The following is a 14,101-nucleotide window of genomic DNA, read 5'->3' on the forward strand; positions in this document are numbered from 1 at the left end:
TGGACGGTCAGGCCTTCTTCTGCGCGACACGCGCAGCGAACGCCTTCAGCAGTGCCGCATCCACCGCTTCGCCATTCGCGTCCGCGGCGAGGTGCTCGAACCAGCGCGCAAAGCCTTCGTAGATCTGGCTCGCCGGATGGTCGGGCCCGAGGAAACCCGAGATCTCCCGCATCTCCGCGACCCAGCGATAGGCTTTCGGGATCATGTCCGGCAGCGCGACTTCGAGCCGGGCCAGGACCGCGGGCTGGCTCAGCGCGAGCTCGTCGCGCAGCGCGTCAGCCGCGCCCGCTTTCGTGGCCGCGACCACCATGGCCGAGCCGATGCCGGCCAGGCCCTTGACGATACCTGCATAGGACATCTTCAGCGCGGAGGCCGCGCCGACGGGGCCCTCGACAATCCGCACGTCGAGCCCGAGATCCTTCAGCACCGCGAGATCCCCAGCGTACTCGCCGGACAGGTAGAAAGCCGGGCTCTTGCCGCCGGGCTGCGGCGGGAAGCCGATGATGCCGCCATCGACGAACGGCGCCTGTGCCGAGCCGATGATCTCCTCGATTCTTTGAACGGTATCGACATTGACCGCGTTGCAGTCGACGACGATGGGCTTCTTCTCGCGCCGGACGATCAGCGCGGCCAGGCGTTCGGCCAAAGCCACGGCTTCGCCCGGCGGCACGATCGAAAGGATGATGTCGGCCTCCACGATCGCGTCGTCCTCGGCGCCGATCATGCCGGCATCGGCGGCGCGCTTTTGCGTCGCCTCGCTGCGCCCCTTCAACGACGTCAGCACGCGCGCACCGTTTTCGCCGAGGCGGCGGGCCACGGCGCTGCCCATGGCGCCGGGCGCGAGAATCGCAATGGTCTTCGTCATCATGCACTCCAGGTCGAATTCCGAGCGAGGCGCTCAATTCAACCGGAAGACTAGCAGAGGACGAAAGTGCTTGCGTGAATGCGGCCATCCGAAACGGGAATGGCCCTACTCCACCTTCGCGGGCTGGGGCTGGAGCGCGGACGCGTTGGCAATGCGCGCGGCGTTCGCCATGCCCGCGAGCGCGGCGGCCTTCTTCGGATCGGGCGCCGAGCCCGGCTGCACCACGCCGGCCGACATGATCAGGGTCGCGGCATCTTCGGTGCTCATGTCGACCTCGACGATCTTGCTCTTGGGCACGTAGAAGAAGAAGCCCGTGGTCGGGTTCGGCGAGCACGGCAGGAACACCGAGACGTGCTCCTCCTGCCCCGGCAGGCTGCGCGCGACCTCTTCATTCGGCGACTGCGAGATCAGCACGATCGACCACATGCCCGGCGACGGAAACTCAACCAGGCCGACCTTCCGGAAGCTCGAGCCCTTGCCCGAGAACAGCGTCTCGAACACCTGCTTCAGGCCGCGATAGATGGCGCGCACCGCCGGAATCCGGCCGAGGAAGGTCTCGCCGATATCGACCAGCGTCCGGCCGATCAGATTGGCCGCGAGGAAGCCGACCAGCGTCAGCGTGAAGAATGCGACAATCAGTCCCCAACCTGGAATGACATACGGCAGATAGGTTTCGGGCCGGTAGGCCAACGGCACGAACGGCCGCACCACGCCGTCAACCCAAGTGACGAACCACCAGACCAGATACAGCGTGATGGCAATTGGCCCCGTCACGACAAGGCCGGTGAGGAAATAATTGCGGAAGCGGCCCATCAGGCCGGTATGCGGTTCCGGGATGGGATCAAGCGGCGCAGGCGCGTCGTCGCGGGGGGTCATTCGGGTTCCAGGTCGGTCGCTGCACTCAAGCTAGGGTCTTCTAGCAGGTTTTGGAAGACTACCTAGCGTTCCGGCCTGATCCCTTCTGCCTATTCCACGGTCACCGATTTCGCGAGGTTGCGCGGCTGGTCGACGTCGGTGCCCATGATGACCGCTGTATGATAGGCGAGCAGCTGAACGGGGACGGCATAGACCATCGGTGTGAACGCGGCCGCCATGTCGGGCATGACGATGGTGACGAGGGACTCGACGGTCGCCTCCTCCGCGCCCTTGGCGTCCGTCATCAGGATGATCCTGCCGCCGCGGGCGGCAACCTCCTGCATGTTGGAGACGGTCTTTTCGAACACGCGGTCATAGGGGGCGATGACGACGACCGGCATGGTCTCGTCGATCAGCGCGATCGGCCCGTGCTTCAGCTCGCCGGCGGCATAGCCCTCGGCATGGATATAGGAGATCTCCTTCAGCTTCAGCGCGCCTTCGAGCGCGAGCGGGAAGCTGGTGCCGCGGCCGAGATAGAGCACGTCGCGCGATTTGGCGATCTCACGCGCCAGCTTCTCGATCTGGAGCTCGGTGGTGAGCGCGTCCGACATCAGGCGCGGGATCTCGACGAGGCCATGAACGAGCTTGGTCTCGTCCTCGTCGGACAATTCGCCGCGGGCCTTGCCGGCCGCGATCGCAAGATTTGCCAGCACCATGAGCTGGCAGGTGAAGGCCTTGGTCGAGGCGACGCCGATCTCGGGACCGGCGAGCGTCTGCAGCACGGTCTCGCTCTCGCGCGCGATCGTCGAGGTCGGCACGTTGACGACGGCCACCGTGTGCACACCCTCGGCCTTGGCATAACGCAGCGCGGCCAGCGTGTCGGCGGTCTCGCCCGACTGCGAGATGAAGATGGCGAGATCGCCCTTGCGCAACGGCGCCTCGCGGTAGCGGAATTCGGAGGCGACATCGACCTCGACCGGCACGCGCGCAAAGCGTTCGAACCAGTATTTCGCGACGAAGCCGGCATAGCTCGCGGTGCCGCAGGCGGTGATGTTGATGCGCTGGATGCTCTTGAAGTCGAAGGGCAGCTTGACCGGCAGCGAGACGCGCTCGGTCGCCATGTCGACATAGCGCGCCAGCGTGTGGCCGACCACTTCCGGCTGCTCGTGAATTTCCTTCGCCATGAAGTGGCGGTAATTGGCCTTGTCGACCAGCGAGGTCGAGGCGGCGTGCTTGATCTTCTCGCGCTGGACGGCGTGGCCGTCCTTGTCGAAGACCGTGGCGCCCTTGCGCGTCAGCACGACCCAGTCGCCGTCTTCGAGATAGCTGATCGTGTCGGTGAAGGGGCCGAGCGCGATGGCGTCGGAGCCGAGATACATCTCGCCGTCGCCATATCCGATCGCGAGCGGCGGGCCATTGCGGGCGCCGATCATGAGATCGTCGTCACCGGCGAAGATGAAGCCGAGCGCGAAGGCGCCGCGCAGCCGCGCCAGCGTCAGCTTCACCGCTTCCACGGGCTTGTTGCCGCGCGTGAGCAGATCGTCCACGAGATGCAGCACGATCTCGGTGTCGGTCTCGGTGTGGAACACCGTGCCCTTTTTCTCGAGCTCCTCGCGCAGCTCGCGGAAATTCTCGATGATGCCGTTATGGACCACGGCAACGCGTTCGGTCGCGTGCGGATGGGCATTGTTGACGGTCGGCTTGCCGTGGGTGGCCCAGCGGGTGTGGCCGATGCCGGTCGTGCCCTTCAACGGCTCGGCTTCCAGCCGTTTCTCCAGGTTCTTCAGCTTGCCCTCGGCGCGGCGGCGCGCGAGATGCTTGCCTTCGAGCGTGGCGACGCCAGCGGAGTCGTAGCCGCGATATTCAAGACGTTTGAGCGAATCCACCAATTGCTCTGCAACCGGCGTGCGCCCGAGAATGCCGACAATCCCGCACATGCGGATCAATATCCCCCAAATCGTCGAAAAATCGCCTAAACGATCCGCTCGGTCTTTAGCGAAGTTCCTAAGGAACCAGATACTCAATAATTATTGCGGATTGAGACAGCGCTGGTTCGCTTCCGATTTCGACTGCGTCGAATTGGCCGGCCTTAAACCGCGCGAATTAACTTGTTGTCAATAAGTTTGACCAACGATTCCCGGCCAGGGAGTAAGGTCATGAAAAGCTCGTCCGGCCGCAAAGGCCTGTCATCGATGTATGCCCACGCCAGCGAGACCACTGGCACGCACCTTGCGCATTGGCCGCCGCCCCAGCGCGGCAAGGAAAGCAAACCCGTCTTCGTCAAGCACGCTGCCGGAGAACCTGCGAAACGGGCCAAGCCGCGCGGCTGGCGCCTGACGCGCGCGATCTTCTCGGAATTCTCCGACGACGAATAGCGGCGCGCCCTACCACCCCAGCATCACGGCCCAGACGAGGAAAATGAGGAGCGCCCAGAACGCTAGCCCGATGACGAGGGCCAAAATCTCGGGCGGATCGTACTCGTTCATTTCCCGCAGCAGCAGTCGCCCCATCCCCGTGACGAATGTGTCAATCAGAAAACTGCTCAGATCGCGCACAAAGCGAGAGGACACCGCAGTTGGCGCTCAGTTCTCCGGCTTCTTTTCCGGCTTCTTGCCGCCGGTCTTCATCTCGCGATAGCGCGCAGCGCCGCCTTCCCGGATGGTCTGCTGATTGCGCTCCAGCGCCATGGCGTCGTCGGGCACATCGCGCGTGATCACCGAGCCTGAGCCGATATAGGCGCCGTTGCCGATCTTCACCGGCGCGACGAGAGAGGAGTTGGTGCCCACGAAGGCACCCTGCCCGATGATCGTCTTGTGCTTCTTGAAGCCGTCGTAGTTGCAGGTGATGGTGCCGGCGCCGATGTTGGAATTGGCGCCGATGGTGGCGTCTCCGATGTAGGAGAGATGGTTGACCTTGACGCCGGCCTCCAGCGTCGCGGCCTTGGTCTCGACGAAATTGCCGATGCGCGCGCCGTCGCCGAGCGAGGTGCCGGGTCGCAGTCGCGCATAGGGGCCGATCGAGACGTTCTTGCCGAGCGTGGTCTGCACGATATGCGAGAAGGAATGGATCACCGTGCCGTCGGCGATCGACACGCCCGCACCGATCACCACGAACGGCTCGATGGTGACGTCATTGCCGAACACGGTATCGGCGGACAGATAAACGGTCTCGGGCGCGATCAGCGTGACGCCTGCTTCCATCGCCGCTTTGCGCAAGCGCGCCTGCATCACGCCTTCGGCCTCCGCGAGCTGCGCCTTGGTGTTGATGCCGCGCACCTCGTCCTCGCTGGTCTCGATCACGACGGACTCCCATCCCTGTTCACGAACGACGCCGACCGCGTCAGTCAGATAATATTCGCCCTTCGAATTCGCATTGCCGATCTTGTCGAGGATCGCGAGTGCACGGCGCCCGTCGATCGCCATCAGGCCGGCATTGCACAGATCGATCTTGCGCTCGTCCGCGCTGGCATCGGCATGCTCGCGGATCGCGACCAGACGGTCGCCCTCGACGATGAAGCGGCCATAGCCGGTGGGATCGGCGGCGCGAAAGCCGAGCGCGGCGATTGCTGCGCCCTTCGCGAGCGGCGCGCGCAGCCGCGCAAAGGTCTCGGCTGAGATCAGCGGCGTGTCGCCGAAGGCAATCAGCAGATCGTCCGCGCCCCGCGCAATCGCCTCGCGCGCCGCCAGCACCGCATGCGCGGTGCCGAGCCGTTCTGCCTGCACGAAGGTGAGCGCATCGGGACGGATGCGTTTCGCCTCGTCCGCGACCGCCTGATGGTCGGGGCCGATCACGACGGCGAGCGAGGTGCCGGTTCCCTTCGGTGTGGCGGCGAGCACGTGCGCGAGCAGGCTCTGGTGGGCGACCGGATGCAGCACTTTCGGCAGGTTCGATCGCATGCGCGTGCCTTCGCCGGCGGCGAGTACGATCGTGAGGCTGGAACGGGCGGTCATCGAAATCCTGTCAAACATGGCCGAATCAACGGGCGGCGGCAGGCCGACGCCGTCATGAGCTGTCGCCTTGCTACCCCCGCAAACGCCCGGAATTCAAGTGCGACGGGGTTTTCCTGTTAATGTTCCCTGATTGATTCGGGGAAGCAGTTCGGGGCTGGGCACTTAACGTTCATGGCAAAGGATTCCGACCCACTGGCGGACGCCTTCGGGGCCAAGGAGACCGGCGGGCTGTTCTCCGGACTTCTGGCCGAGGAAAGCGCGGTCGACCGCAGCACGATGTGGCGGCTGGGCGCGTGGGGCGTGGTTGCCGTCGGCGCCGTCGTGATGGCCGTGATGGCCAATCAGGCCCAGCTCGGCTGGCGCCGTGACCAGGTTGCGTCGGCCGATCTGTCGCGCCAGGCCGACCGGCTCCAGATGCTGACCAAGGAGAGCCAGAACGAGGCCCGCCGCCTCGCCTCCGCCATCGAGACGCTGAACACCGATCGTGACCGGCTCTATTCGCGCGTCACCGTGCTCGAGCAAGGGATGGATTCCGTCACCGGCGCCATCGCCAAGCAGAGCGCGAAGCCGCAGGACGCGCCGGCGCCTGACACCCAGCCCGCGGCGCCGACCGTCGCGCCGGTCGCCTCGACGCCGGCTCCCCCAAGTGACAAGCCGCGCGCGGCAGCCGCGAAGGACCAGGCGAAGGAGCCGACAAAAGACGCCCTGAAGGAGGCCGCAAAGGATCAGTTGATCCCGCCGCCGCAGAACGCCGCCATGGCCTCGCTGGTATCGCAGTCGCCGCTGACAACGTCGGCACTGCCCATGCTTCCGCTGGTGCCATCCAAGTCGATCATGGCGCCACCCGATCCCGCCGCATCGAAGCTGACGCAGCCCGAGACGACGGAGAAGGCCGCCGAGAAGAAGCCCGAACAGGCGCCCGCCCCGACCGAGGTCGCCGCGGCGCCAGCCAAGCCGCCGGAGACGGCCGAGAGCGAGGCCCCTGCAATCGCGGTCCAGCAGACGCGCTTCGCCATCGACCTTGGCGGCGCCAACTCGCTCGACGGCCTGCGCGCGCTCTGGCGCGGCCTGACCAAGTCCAATCCCGAGATCGCGGCGCTGCGGCCGATCATCATGATCAAGGAAGGCAATGCCGGCCTCGGCATGCAGCTCCGCTTGGGGGCCGGCCCGCTGATCAATGCCGCCGCCGCCGCAAAGCTCTGCGCGGGCCTCGCCGAGAACGACCGCCATTGCGAGACCACCGTGTTCGACGGCCAGCGGCTGTCGATGCGCGGCGGATCGGAGAAGGGACAAGAGAAGACTCAGGACCGGGTTCAGGAGAAGAACGCGGACAAGAACCAGGACTCCGTCCCGCAAGCCGAGACTGCGCCGGCGCCCGCTCCGGCCGCCAAACCGGAGAAGCGCCGCCGCAGCTACTCCTCAAAACGCTCGTCGAAGCGCGAGGAGCCCGCGCCTGCCCCCGCGCCTCAGCCGCCGGCCGCACCGGCGAAGCCGGAGACGGCCTCGACGGGATCGACGCTGTCGTCGTTCTTCAGGCGGTAGGAACGCTCAAATAACAAGCATCAACGCAGGGGTGATCGACAATGGTTGATGCTGGAATCCGAGCGCGCGTTGTTCGTTTCCTGAACGGAGACTTTGTGCCGGAGGATCTGGCGCGTATTTTTCTATTTGCCAGAGATCGCTGCGATGGAAGAGAACCTGTTCAGGAAATCGGCGACTTCGTCGCTCATAAGGCCGAACGCAACAAAGGGATAGTTACTCGGGAAGTGCGCGATTGGGCTCTGATCGCCTTCTTCATGTCTTTCTTCAATAGACACCCGCCTGGGGCCAATCCGTACATCACGAACAGATCACTGCCATCCCAGTTCGTGCCTTGGCTGCACGCGACCCTCAGACGCGCTCCGCCGCGCCTCCGAAAATTCCCGATGGCGAAGGCAAAAAAGCTAGTCGAGACGATCGAACAAAAGATCGTCCGCACTAACTTCGGAACGATAAGCGTGGAACGGCTCAACGCGGAAGAGCTGGATTATATTGACAAATTGACGAGTAGCTTTGTCGTCCGGCCTGCATTTACGTCTGATCGACTGTTCACCGATCTGAAGGCAACCCTGAGAAGCAGCGGAGTGCTCGAACCCAAGGAAAGCAACGCTTTCGATCAACAAAAGCGCCTGACTGAGCTCTTCGCGGTAACGCTCATGCACGGTTGCGCTGTCGATCTAGGAGACGGCTTGAACACGACTCTGATGGCATCCGATCCAATAAATGGCGGCCCAATCAGCGTTGATGCCGGAATTCCAGTGCCCAATCCAGGGGGAGTCCCACTGGCCATCGCGACGGCGATGTACAAGACTGAGCTTTCGCCTCAGGGCAATATGGAGGAGGACCTGATTAACGCACCACAACCTTGGGCATTCGAGCTGGAATTGAGGCCCAATGGTCTCCTGTGTCGCTTGGGTTAGCCACAGCGCGCGCGAGCTCGGTCTCATCGCCTAATTGGCGATTATGCAATGGGCAGAAATATCCACCTCGCCTGTTGCCCCCTCCCGTCATCCCGACCATATTGCGCCCATGACAAAAAAGCCCTTCCGCCTCACGCCCTACCAGGTGCAGTTCCTGATCGTCGTCGGCTTCGTGTCCGTCGGCTACGCGATCTATCTGCGCTATCTCGGCATCGAGAACTCGACCGTTGGCCTCGCCTGTGACGCCGGCCTGCAGACTCTAATCTGCAAGGCGCGCACAGTCTCGACGGTGCTGTTCAAGAATTCGGTGTTCGGCATCGTCGCGCTGGTGGTTGCGACGCTGAACCTGATGCGGCCGTCGATCGTGCTGCTGACCGTCGGCATCGTCGCCGCCGGCCTCGGCATCGTGCTCTACAATGTCGTGCTGTCGGGCCTTGCGATCGGCCTGTTCATTCTTGGATTTGCTCGGCCCGCGCCCGCCACAGCGTGAACGCGAACAGCAAGTAGATCGCGCAGGTCCACAGCGACTGCCAGTTCTCGCGGCCCTCGTTGAACAGCACATAGGCGGCCGCCAGCGTGAGCAGGCCCGCGAATACCGATTCCGCAATCGGACGCTGGCCGATCTGCGGCCGGTTCAGCATCAGCACCGCGAACGGCACCACCGCCATCGTCAGCGAGGCGTAGGGGAAGTCGTGGTAGCGCGAGTCGAACACGAAGGCGAGCGCGGTCTGCGCCGCGATCACCGCGGTCACCGCCAGCGTCAGGCCGAGCACGGCGGTGAGCTTCGACCATTTGCGGCCCTCGCGCGGGCCGAGCAGATCGAGGAAGGTCGGAAGGCTGCGGCCGATCACCATCGCCTGCGCGCAGAAGATCGGCGACAGGATGCCGGCCAGAAGCAGCGCGCCCCAGTGCAGCCAGCCGCCGATGCCGTAGCTCTCATAATACATCTTGTCGACGCCGATCCCGAGCAGGGTGCCCGCTGACGTCGCCGAGATCGCGACGCCGAGCCAGGCCGAGAAGCGCGGCGTCCACGGCCGCCTGCGCAGCGTGAGGCCGGCGACCGCGAACACCAGCACGCAGAGGCCCATGCCGGCGCCCATGTACCATTTCCAGTACGGGAAATTGCTGATCGGCTGGCCCGGCGGATATTTCAGGTTCCGGCGCACCGAGTCGTACAGGCCCCAATAGCCGCCGACGGTGCCTTCCAGCTTGCGCTTCCAGGGCTGGTCATAGGACTCGATCAGATTGACGCGAAACTTGTTCGCTTTCGCCAGGCCCAGGATTTCCGAGACGACGCGCGCCTGGTTGGTGCGCGACGGCAGCGCGCCCTCGCGCATGCGCCCTTCGCTGGGCCAGCCGGTCTCGCCGATCAGGATTTCCTTGCCGGGGAACGCGACCGCCATGCGCTCGCGGATCGCCTCGACATGGCTCGCTGCGAACTTCGCCTTCACCGGAACATCCTCCCAATAAGGCAGGATGTGGATCGTGACGAAGTCGACGGCGTCATAGACCTCGCGATTCCTGAGCCAGAACTCCCAGACGTCGGCATAGGTGACGGGCACGCTGACCTGCGCCTTCACCGAGCGGATGATGGAGACGAGGTCCGCCGTCGTCATCTCGCCGCGCAGCAGCACCTCGTTGCCGACGATGACGCTGGTGATGATGCCGGGGAATTCCTTGGAAAGGCGGACGGCGAGCGCGGCCTGCTCAAAATTCTTGGCGCGGTTGCTGGAGAGCCAGATGCCCTGGAGCACCTTCAGCCCGCCGACCTTGGCGGCGATCGCCGGCACCTGGTCGAGCCCGTTCTCCATCGAATAGGTGCGGACGCAGTCGGTGATCTCCTTGAGCTGTCGCAAATCCTGCTCGATCTGGTCGGCTTCGATATGGGTCCACGCGTTCAGCGGCGACTGTTCCCCGCGGAACGGCGCATAGGAGACGCATTGGACCTTGTCGGCCGGGTCGATCGGGGCGCGCGCGAGCGTGATTGGCGTGGCCAGCCACCACCACACGGCAGCAATCGCACCCAGTGAAACGAGCAGAAGCGCCAGTGGCGTACGAAGAGAAATCGGTTCCGTCCTCCGCGAGGTGCCGTCGATTACCTGCTCACGCGCCATCTGCCAAGGGGTGTGTCCGGGATGGATCCTTCCCTCCCCCGAGGAATTTACCTGCGGCCGTTCGACAGAGGCCTAGGATCGTGACTTTGCTGGACAAAATTTCAAATTCAGGTCATGGACTCGGCAGGACTTTGCCGCCGCATTGGGGACCCATTTGGACGCCATCACCGGCGAGTCCGCGAGGTCCTGGCGCGGGCGGTCAGCTGATATATTGGGGAATTCATGCGGCAACGGGTGTTCGAGTTACGAAATGCGGTCCTGCGGCAGTTCGCCGCCACCTTGGCCGTCGCCTCCCTGGTCGTGATGGTCGGTCTCGGTGGCGCCTCCGCCCAGAGCGGCACGCCCGCCCCGGACCAGGGCAAGGCAGCCGCCCAGCCCGCCGATGCCGCCGCCAAGGACGCCGCCCAGAACCAGCGCCGCACCGACGAATTCGCCGAAGCAGCCCAGGTCATCAACGGCCCGGCCGGCAACCCCGAATGCGTCTGGCTCGGCCGGCGCGTGGTGCGGCTGATGTGGCGCGACGACCTCGATACCGCGTTCCGCCATCTCGACCTCTACGACCGCTTCGGCTGCCCCGGCGGCCACATCCAGGCCGCCTTCCGCTGCCTGACCCGCTTTGGCGGCCAGATCGATCCCAAGGTCGCCGAGACCCTGGACAGCCGCGTGCACGCCTGCTGGATCAACCCGGCATCCCAGCCGCAGCAGGCGTCAGCCAGCGCCTCCCAGCCGGCGGCGCCAGCCACGGGCAATTCGCAGGCCCCGCAGCCGGCCGCGAGCCCCGCGCCTGCGGCAAGCCCGACACCGGCGCCCTCGAAATAGCCGCGATCGTTTCAGCCGCCGTTCAGGAACGATCGGCGATAGAAGCGGTTGGCACTGCCGCACATTCCAAAACTGTCATGCCCTCATACGGTCATGAGGCCATGACAGTTGTGAAACCGCGCGGCAGAGGTATGCTCCATTTGCCGCGGACTCGGTCGGATCTCGGGGTCGGATCCGCTTCCCTGCCACCTCAGCCCCTTTTGGTTTAGCCGCGATGCGCGTTGTCGCCGCCGTTCTGTTGCTTGTGTCCGTGCTTCACGCCGGCATCTGGGGAGTCCTGCGCGACAAGGAACCCGCGCCCGACTTCAAGGGCCTGCTGCCCAGCGTCTCCTACGCCCCGTTCGAAGGCGCGGCGCACCCCGACATCGACAACATCCCCACCGTCGAGAAAATCCGCGCCGACCTGAAGACGCTGTCGACGATGACGCGCGCGATCCGTCTCTATTCGTCCACCGGCGGCGTCGAGCTGGTGCCGCCGATCGCGGCCGAGTTCGGCCTCAAGGTCACCGTCGGCGCCTGGATCGACAAGGACAAGGATCGCAACGAGCGCGAGATCAAGGCCGCCATCGAACTCGCCCGCAAGAACAGCAACGTCGTCGGCGTCGTGGTCGGCAACGAGGTGATCTACCGCGGCGAGCAGAAGGTCGAAGACCTCATCGACATGATCAAGAAGGTGAAGGGCTCGGTCCGCGTGCCCGTCACGACCGGCGAGATCTGGAACATCTGGCGCGACAATCCCGACCTTGCCTCCAACGTCGACTTCATCGCCGCCCACGTGCTGCCCTATTGGGAAAACTTCCGCTCGGACCAGGCCGTCGACCAGGCCGTCGATCGCTACAACCTGCTGCGCAACCTGTTCCCGGGCAAGCGCATCGTGATCGCCGAATTCGGCTGGCCGAGCCAGGGCTACAACCTTCGCAACGCCGACCCCGGTCCGTTCCAGCAGGCGCTGACCCTGCGCAACTTCGTCAGCCGCGCCGAAGCCATCGGCATGGAATATAACATCGTCGAAGCCATCGATCAGCCCTGGAAATATTTCGAGGGCGGCGTCGGCCCGTACTGGGGCATCCTCAACGCCAGCCGCGAGCCGAAATTCGCCTGGACCGGCCCGGTCGAGAATCCCGATTACTGGAAGCTGATGGGAATTGCGCTGCTGGTCGGCATCCTCCTGTCGCTGCCGATCCTGCGGCTAGAGCAACCGACCGCCAGGCAGGCGTTCCTGCTGTCGGCGACCGCCAACGGCGTCGGCGCCTGGGCCGCGACGGTGTTCGCGTTCTGGAACGACCACTATTTCATCTTCGGCTCGGCCTTCGCGCTCACGCTCGGCATGATCCTGCTTGTTCCCCTGGTCCTCATCGCGATGGCGCGCGTCGACGAGATCGCGGCGGTGGCCTTGGGCCGGCCGCCGCAGCGGCTGCTCTCCAAGACCAAGCCGGTCGAGAACGTTCCCGAGAATTACTACCCGAAGGTCTCGATCCACATCCCCGCCTATTTCGAGCCGGTCGAGATGCTGAAGCAGACGCTCGATGCGCTGTCGCGGCTGAACTATCCGAACTACGAATGCGTCGTCATCATCAACAACACGCCCGATCCCGCGTTCTGGCAGCCGATCCAGGACCATTGCCGCGCGCTCGGTGAACGCTTCAAGTTCATCAACGCCGAGAAGGTGCAGGGCTTCAAGGCCGGCGCGCTGCGGATCGCGATGGACCGCACCGCCGTCGATGCCGAGATCATCGGCATCCTCGATGCCGACTATGTCGTCGATCCCGACTGGCTGAAGGACCTCGTGCCGGCTTTCGCCGACCCGCGCGTCGGCCTCGTGCAGGCGCCGCAGGAGCATCGCGACGGCGACCTGTCGATCATGCACTACATCATGAACGGCGAATATGCCGGCTTCTTCGACATCGGCATGGTCCAGCGCAACGAAGCCAACGCCATCATCGTGCACGGCACGATGTGCCTGATCCGCCGCGCCGCGATGGACATGGCCGGCGGCTGGTCGTCCGACACGATCTGCGAGGACAGCGATCTCGGCCTTGCGATCCAGGAGCTCGGCTGGACCACCCACTACACCAATCACCGCTACGGCCAGGGCCTGCTCCCCGACACCTACGAGGCCTTCAAGAAGCAGCGCCACCGCTGGGCCTATGGCGGCCTCCAGATCGTGAAGAAGCACTGGCGGCACTTCCTGCCCGGCCGCAGCCGGCTGACGCCGGACCAGAAGCGCGAATATGGTCTGGGCTGGCTGAACTGGCTCGGCGCCGAGAGCCTCGGCGTGGTGGTGGCGCTGCTCAACCTCATCTGGGTGCCGATCGTCGCCTTCGCCGACATCGCCATCCCCGACAAGATCCTGACCCTGCCGATCATCGGCGCCTTCATCGTCTCGCTCGCGCACTTCCTGTCGATGTACCGCGCGCGCGTCGCGATCAAGCCCGGCCAGATGATGGGCGCGATGATCGCGGCGATGAGCGTGCAATGGACGGTGTCGCGCGCGGTCGCGCAGGGCCTGATCACCGAGCACATCGCGTTCGCGCGCACCTCCAAGGGCGGCCTGTCCAGGATGTCGATCGAGTTCCAGGCGTTCTGGGAGGCCGTGATCGGCACCCTGCTGGTGATCGGCGCCGGCGTGCTGATCGCCTCCAACAGCTATCGCCAGATCACCGAGATCTACATCTTCGCCGGAGTCCTGGTGCTGCAAAGCCTGCCGTTCCTGGCCGCGGTCGCGATCGCGATCCTCGAGCTCAGCCGCATCAACTCGTTCCAGTTCTGGCGCGACAGCGCGATCCGTACAGCCGAGTTGATTGGCCTCCGTCCGGTCGCACTGCCAACCCCCGCCGGCACGCCACAGCCGGTGCCGAGCGAAGTCCGGCGGGAAGCGAACTGACGAACGAACGGCCTCTCGGCGCGGGTGAAACCTCCGCGCCGGCAAGCCACCGGCGCTGTTCGGCGTGGATAGCGGGCCGCCAATCGAGTTGAAAATTCCGGCCTAAGCGGCGGAAAGCGCGAGCGAATCCCCGCCTCCGCCAAGAGTTTGGGCCG

At 64.8% G+C, this 14,101-nt stretch carries 12 protein-coding genes; 6 read left to right on the forward strand and 6 right to left on the reverse strand.

Going from position 1 to position 14,101, the window contains the following annotated elements; genetic code table 11:
* Positions 1 to 7 precede the first annotated feature (7 nt).
* The 3 genes from AC0L3X_RS04660 to glmS all read right to left on the reverse strand — a co-directional run bounded on the left by AC0L3X_RS04660 (position 8) and on the right by glmS (position 3,657).
* Positions 8 to 865, reverse strand: coding sequence for an NAD(P)-dependent oxidoreductase (locus tag AC0L3X_RS04660; protein ID WP_283016540.1), 858 nt, complete (start codon positions 863 to 865; stop codon positions 8 to 10).
* Positions 866 to 970: 105 nt separating this feature from the next.
* Complete coding sequence (locus tag AC0L3X_RS04665; protein WP_014495163.1) at positions 971 to 1,741, reverse strand: DUF502 domain-containing protein; 771 nt, start codon at positions 1,739 to 1,741, stop codon at positions 971 to 973.
* Between the two features lie 89 nt (positions 1,742 to 1,830).
* The gene (gene glmS, locus AC0L3X_RS04670; protein ID WP_063983209.1) at positions 1,831 to 3,657 is read right to left on the reverse strand and encodes a glutamine--fructose-6-phosphate transaminase (isomerizing); all 1,827 of its coding nucleotides are present in this window, start codon (positions 3,655 to 3,657) and stop codon (positions 1,831 to 1,833) included.
* Positions 3,658 to 3,876: 219 nt separating this feature from the next.
* Here glmS and AC0L3X_RS04675 point away from each other — a divergent pair, with 219 nt between their 5' ends.
* Positions 3,877 to 4,095, forward strand: a complete 219-nt coding sequence (locus tag AC0L3X_RS04675) for a hypothetical protein (RefSeq protein ID WP_028158733.1) — start codon at positions 3,877 to 3,879, stop codon at positions 4,093 to 4,095.
* A gap of 9 nt (positions 4,096 to 4,104) precedes the next feature.
* Here AC0L3X_RS04675 and AC0L3X_RS04680 read toward each other — a convergent pair whose 3' ends face one another.
* Together AC0L3X_RS04680 and glmU are read right to left on the reverse strand one after the other, a co-directional pair.
* The gene (locus AC0L3X_RS04680; protein WP_187387697.1) at positions 4,105 to 4,290 is read right to left on the reverse strand and encodes a hypothetical protein; all 186 of its coding nucleotides are present in this window, start codon (positions 4,288 to 4,290) and stop codon (positions 4,105 to 4,107) included.
* 12 nt (positions 4,291 to 4,302) lie between these two features.
* Positions 4,303 to 5,670 (reverse strand): bifunctional UDP-N-acetylglucosamine diphosphorylase/glucosamine-1-phosphate N-acetyltransferase GlmU, encoded by a 1,368-nt coding sequence (gene glmU / locus AC0L3X_RS04685; protein ID WP_063983208.1) that lies wholly within the window; start codon positions 5,668 to 5,670, stop codon positions 4,303 to 4,305.
* A gap of 171 nt (positions 5,671 to 5,841) precedes the next feature.
* On the opposite strand from glmU, the gene AC0L3X_RS04690 reads away from it, so the two are divergent.
* From AC0L3X_RS04690 to AC0L3X_RS04700, 3 genes are all read left to right on the forward strand, one after another.
* The gene (locus tag AC0L3X_RS04690) at positions 5,842 to 7,212 is read left to right on the forward strand and encodes a hypothetical protein (protein WP_063983207.1); all 1,371 of its coding nucleotides are present in this window, start codon (positions 5,842 to 5,844) and stop codon (positions 7,210 to 7,212) included.
* A 41-nt stretch (positions 7,213 to 7,253) separates the two neighbouring features.
* Positions 7,254 to 8,129, forward strand: a complete 876-nt coding sequence (locus AC0L3X_RS04695; RefSeq protein ID WP_063983206.1) for a hypothetical protein — start codon at positions 7,254 to 7,256, stop codon at positions 8,127 to 8,129.
* Positions 8,130 to 8,238: 109 nt separating this feature from the next.
* Complete coding sequence (locus tag AC0L3X_RS04700; protein WP_028147889.1) at positions 8,239 to 8,619, forward strand: hypothetical protein; 381 nt, start codon at positions 8,239 to 8,241, stop codon at positions 8,617 to 8,619.
* Here the strand turns inward: AC0L3X_RS04700 and AC0L3X_RS04705 are convergent.
* A complete protein-coding gene (locus AC0L3X_RS04705; RefSeq protein ID WP_187387696.1) occupies positions 8,579 to 10,243 on the reverse strand; it encodes a glycoside hydrolase family 17 protein in 1,665 nt (554 codons plus the stop codon). The genes AC0L3X_RS04700 and AC0L3X_RS04705 overlap by 41 nt on opposite strands.
* A gap of 222 nt (positions 10,244 to 10,465) precedes the next feature.
* On the opposite strand from AC0L3X_RS04705, the gene AC0L3X_RS04710 reads away from it, so the two are divergent.
* Together AC0L3X_RS04710 and AC0L3X_RS04715 are read left to right on the forward strand one after the other, a co-directional pair.
* A complete protein-coding gene (locus tag AC0L3X_RS04710; protein ID WP_354096457.1) occupies positions 10,466 to 11,062 on the forward strand; it encodes a beta-1-3, beta-1-6-glucan biosynthesis protein in 597 nt (198 codons plus the stop codon).
* Between the two features lie 214 nt (positions 11,063 to 11,276).
* A complete protein-coding gene (locus AC0L3X_RS04715) occupies positions 11,277 to 13,946 on the forward strand; it encodes a glycosyltransferase (RefSeq protein ID WP_354112882.1) in 2,670 nt (889 codons plus the stop codon).
* Positions 13,947 to 14,101 lie beyond the last annotated feature (155 nt).

The sequence above is a fragment of the Bradyrhizobium sp. MI1.7 genome (assembly GCF_055811795.1).

Excerpts from the sequence above, each read along its gene's own strand:
- AC0L3X_RS04660 (WP_283016540.1), bottom strand. The coding sequence starts at position 865 with ATGACGAAGACCATTGCGATTCTCGCGCCCGGCGCCATGGGCAGCGCC.
- glmU (WP_063983208.1), bottom strand. The coding sequence starts at position 5,670 with ATGACCGCCCGTTCCAGCCTCACGATCGTACTCGCCGCCGGCGAAGGC.
- AC0L3X_RS04710 (WP_354096457.1), top strand. The coding sequence starts at position 10,466 with ATGCGGCAACGGGTGTTCGAGTTACGAAATGCGGTCCTGCGGCAGTTC.
- AC0L3X_RS04705 (WP_187387696.1), bottom strand. The coding sequence starts at position 10,243 with ATGGCGCGTGAGCAGGTAATCGACGGCACCTCGCGGAGGACGGAACCG.
- glmS (WP_063983209.1), bottom strand. The coding sequence starts at position 3,657 with ATGTGCGGGATTGTCGGCATTCTCGGGCGCACGCCGGTTGCAGAGCAA.
- AC0L3X_RS04665 (WP_014495163.1), bottom strand. The coding sequence starts at position 1,741 with ATGACCCCCCGCGACGACGCGCCTGCGCCGCTTGATCCCATCCCGGAA.
- AC0L3X_RS04715 (WP_354112882.1), top strand. The coding sequence starts at position 11,277 with ATGCGCGTTGTCGCCGCCGTTCTGTTGCTTGTGTCCGTGCTTCACGCC.
- AC0L3X_RS04700 (WP_028147889.1), top strand. The coding sequence starts at position 8,239 with ATGACAAAAAAGCCCTTCCGCCTCACGCCCTACCAGGTGCAGTTCCTG.
- AC0L3X_RS04690 (WP_063983207.1), top strand. The coding sequence starts at position 5,842 with ATGGCAAAGGATTCCGACCCACTGGCGGACGCCTTCGGGGCCAAGGAG.
- AC0L3X_RS04695 (WP_063983206.1), top strand. The coding sequence starts at position 7,254 with ATGGTTGATGCTGGAATCCGAGCGCGCGTTGTTCGTTTCCTGAACGGA.
- AC0L3X_RS04675 (WP_028158733.1), top strand. The coding sequence starts at position 3,877 with ATGAAAAGCTCGTCCGGCCGCAAAGGCCTGTCATCGATGTATGCCCAC.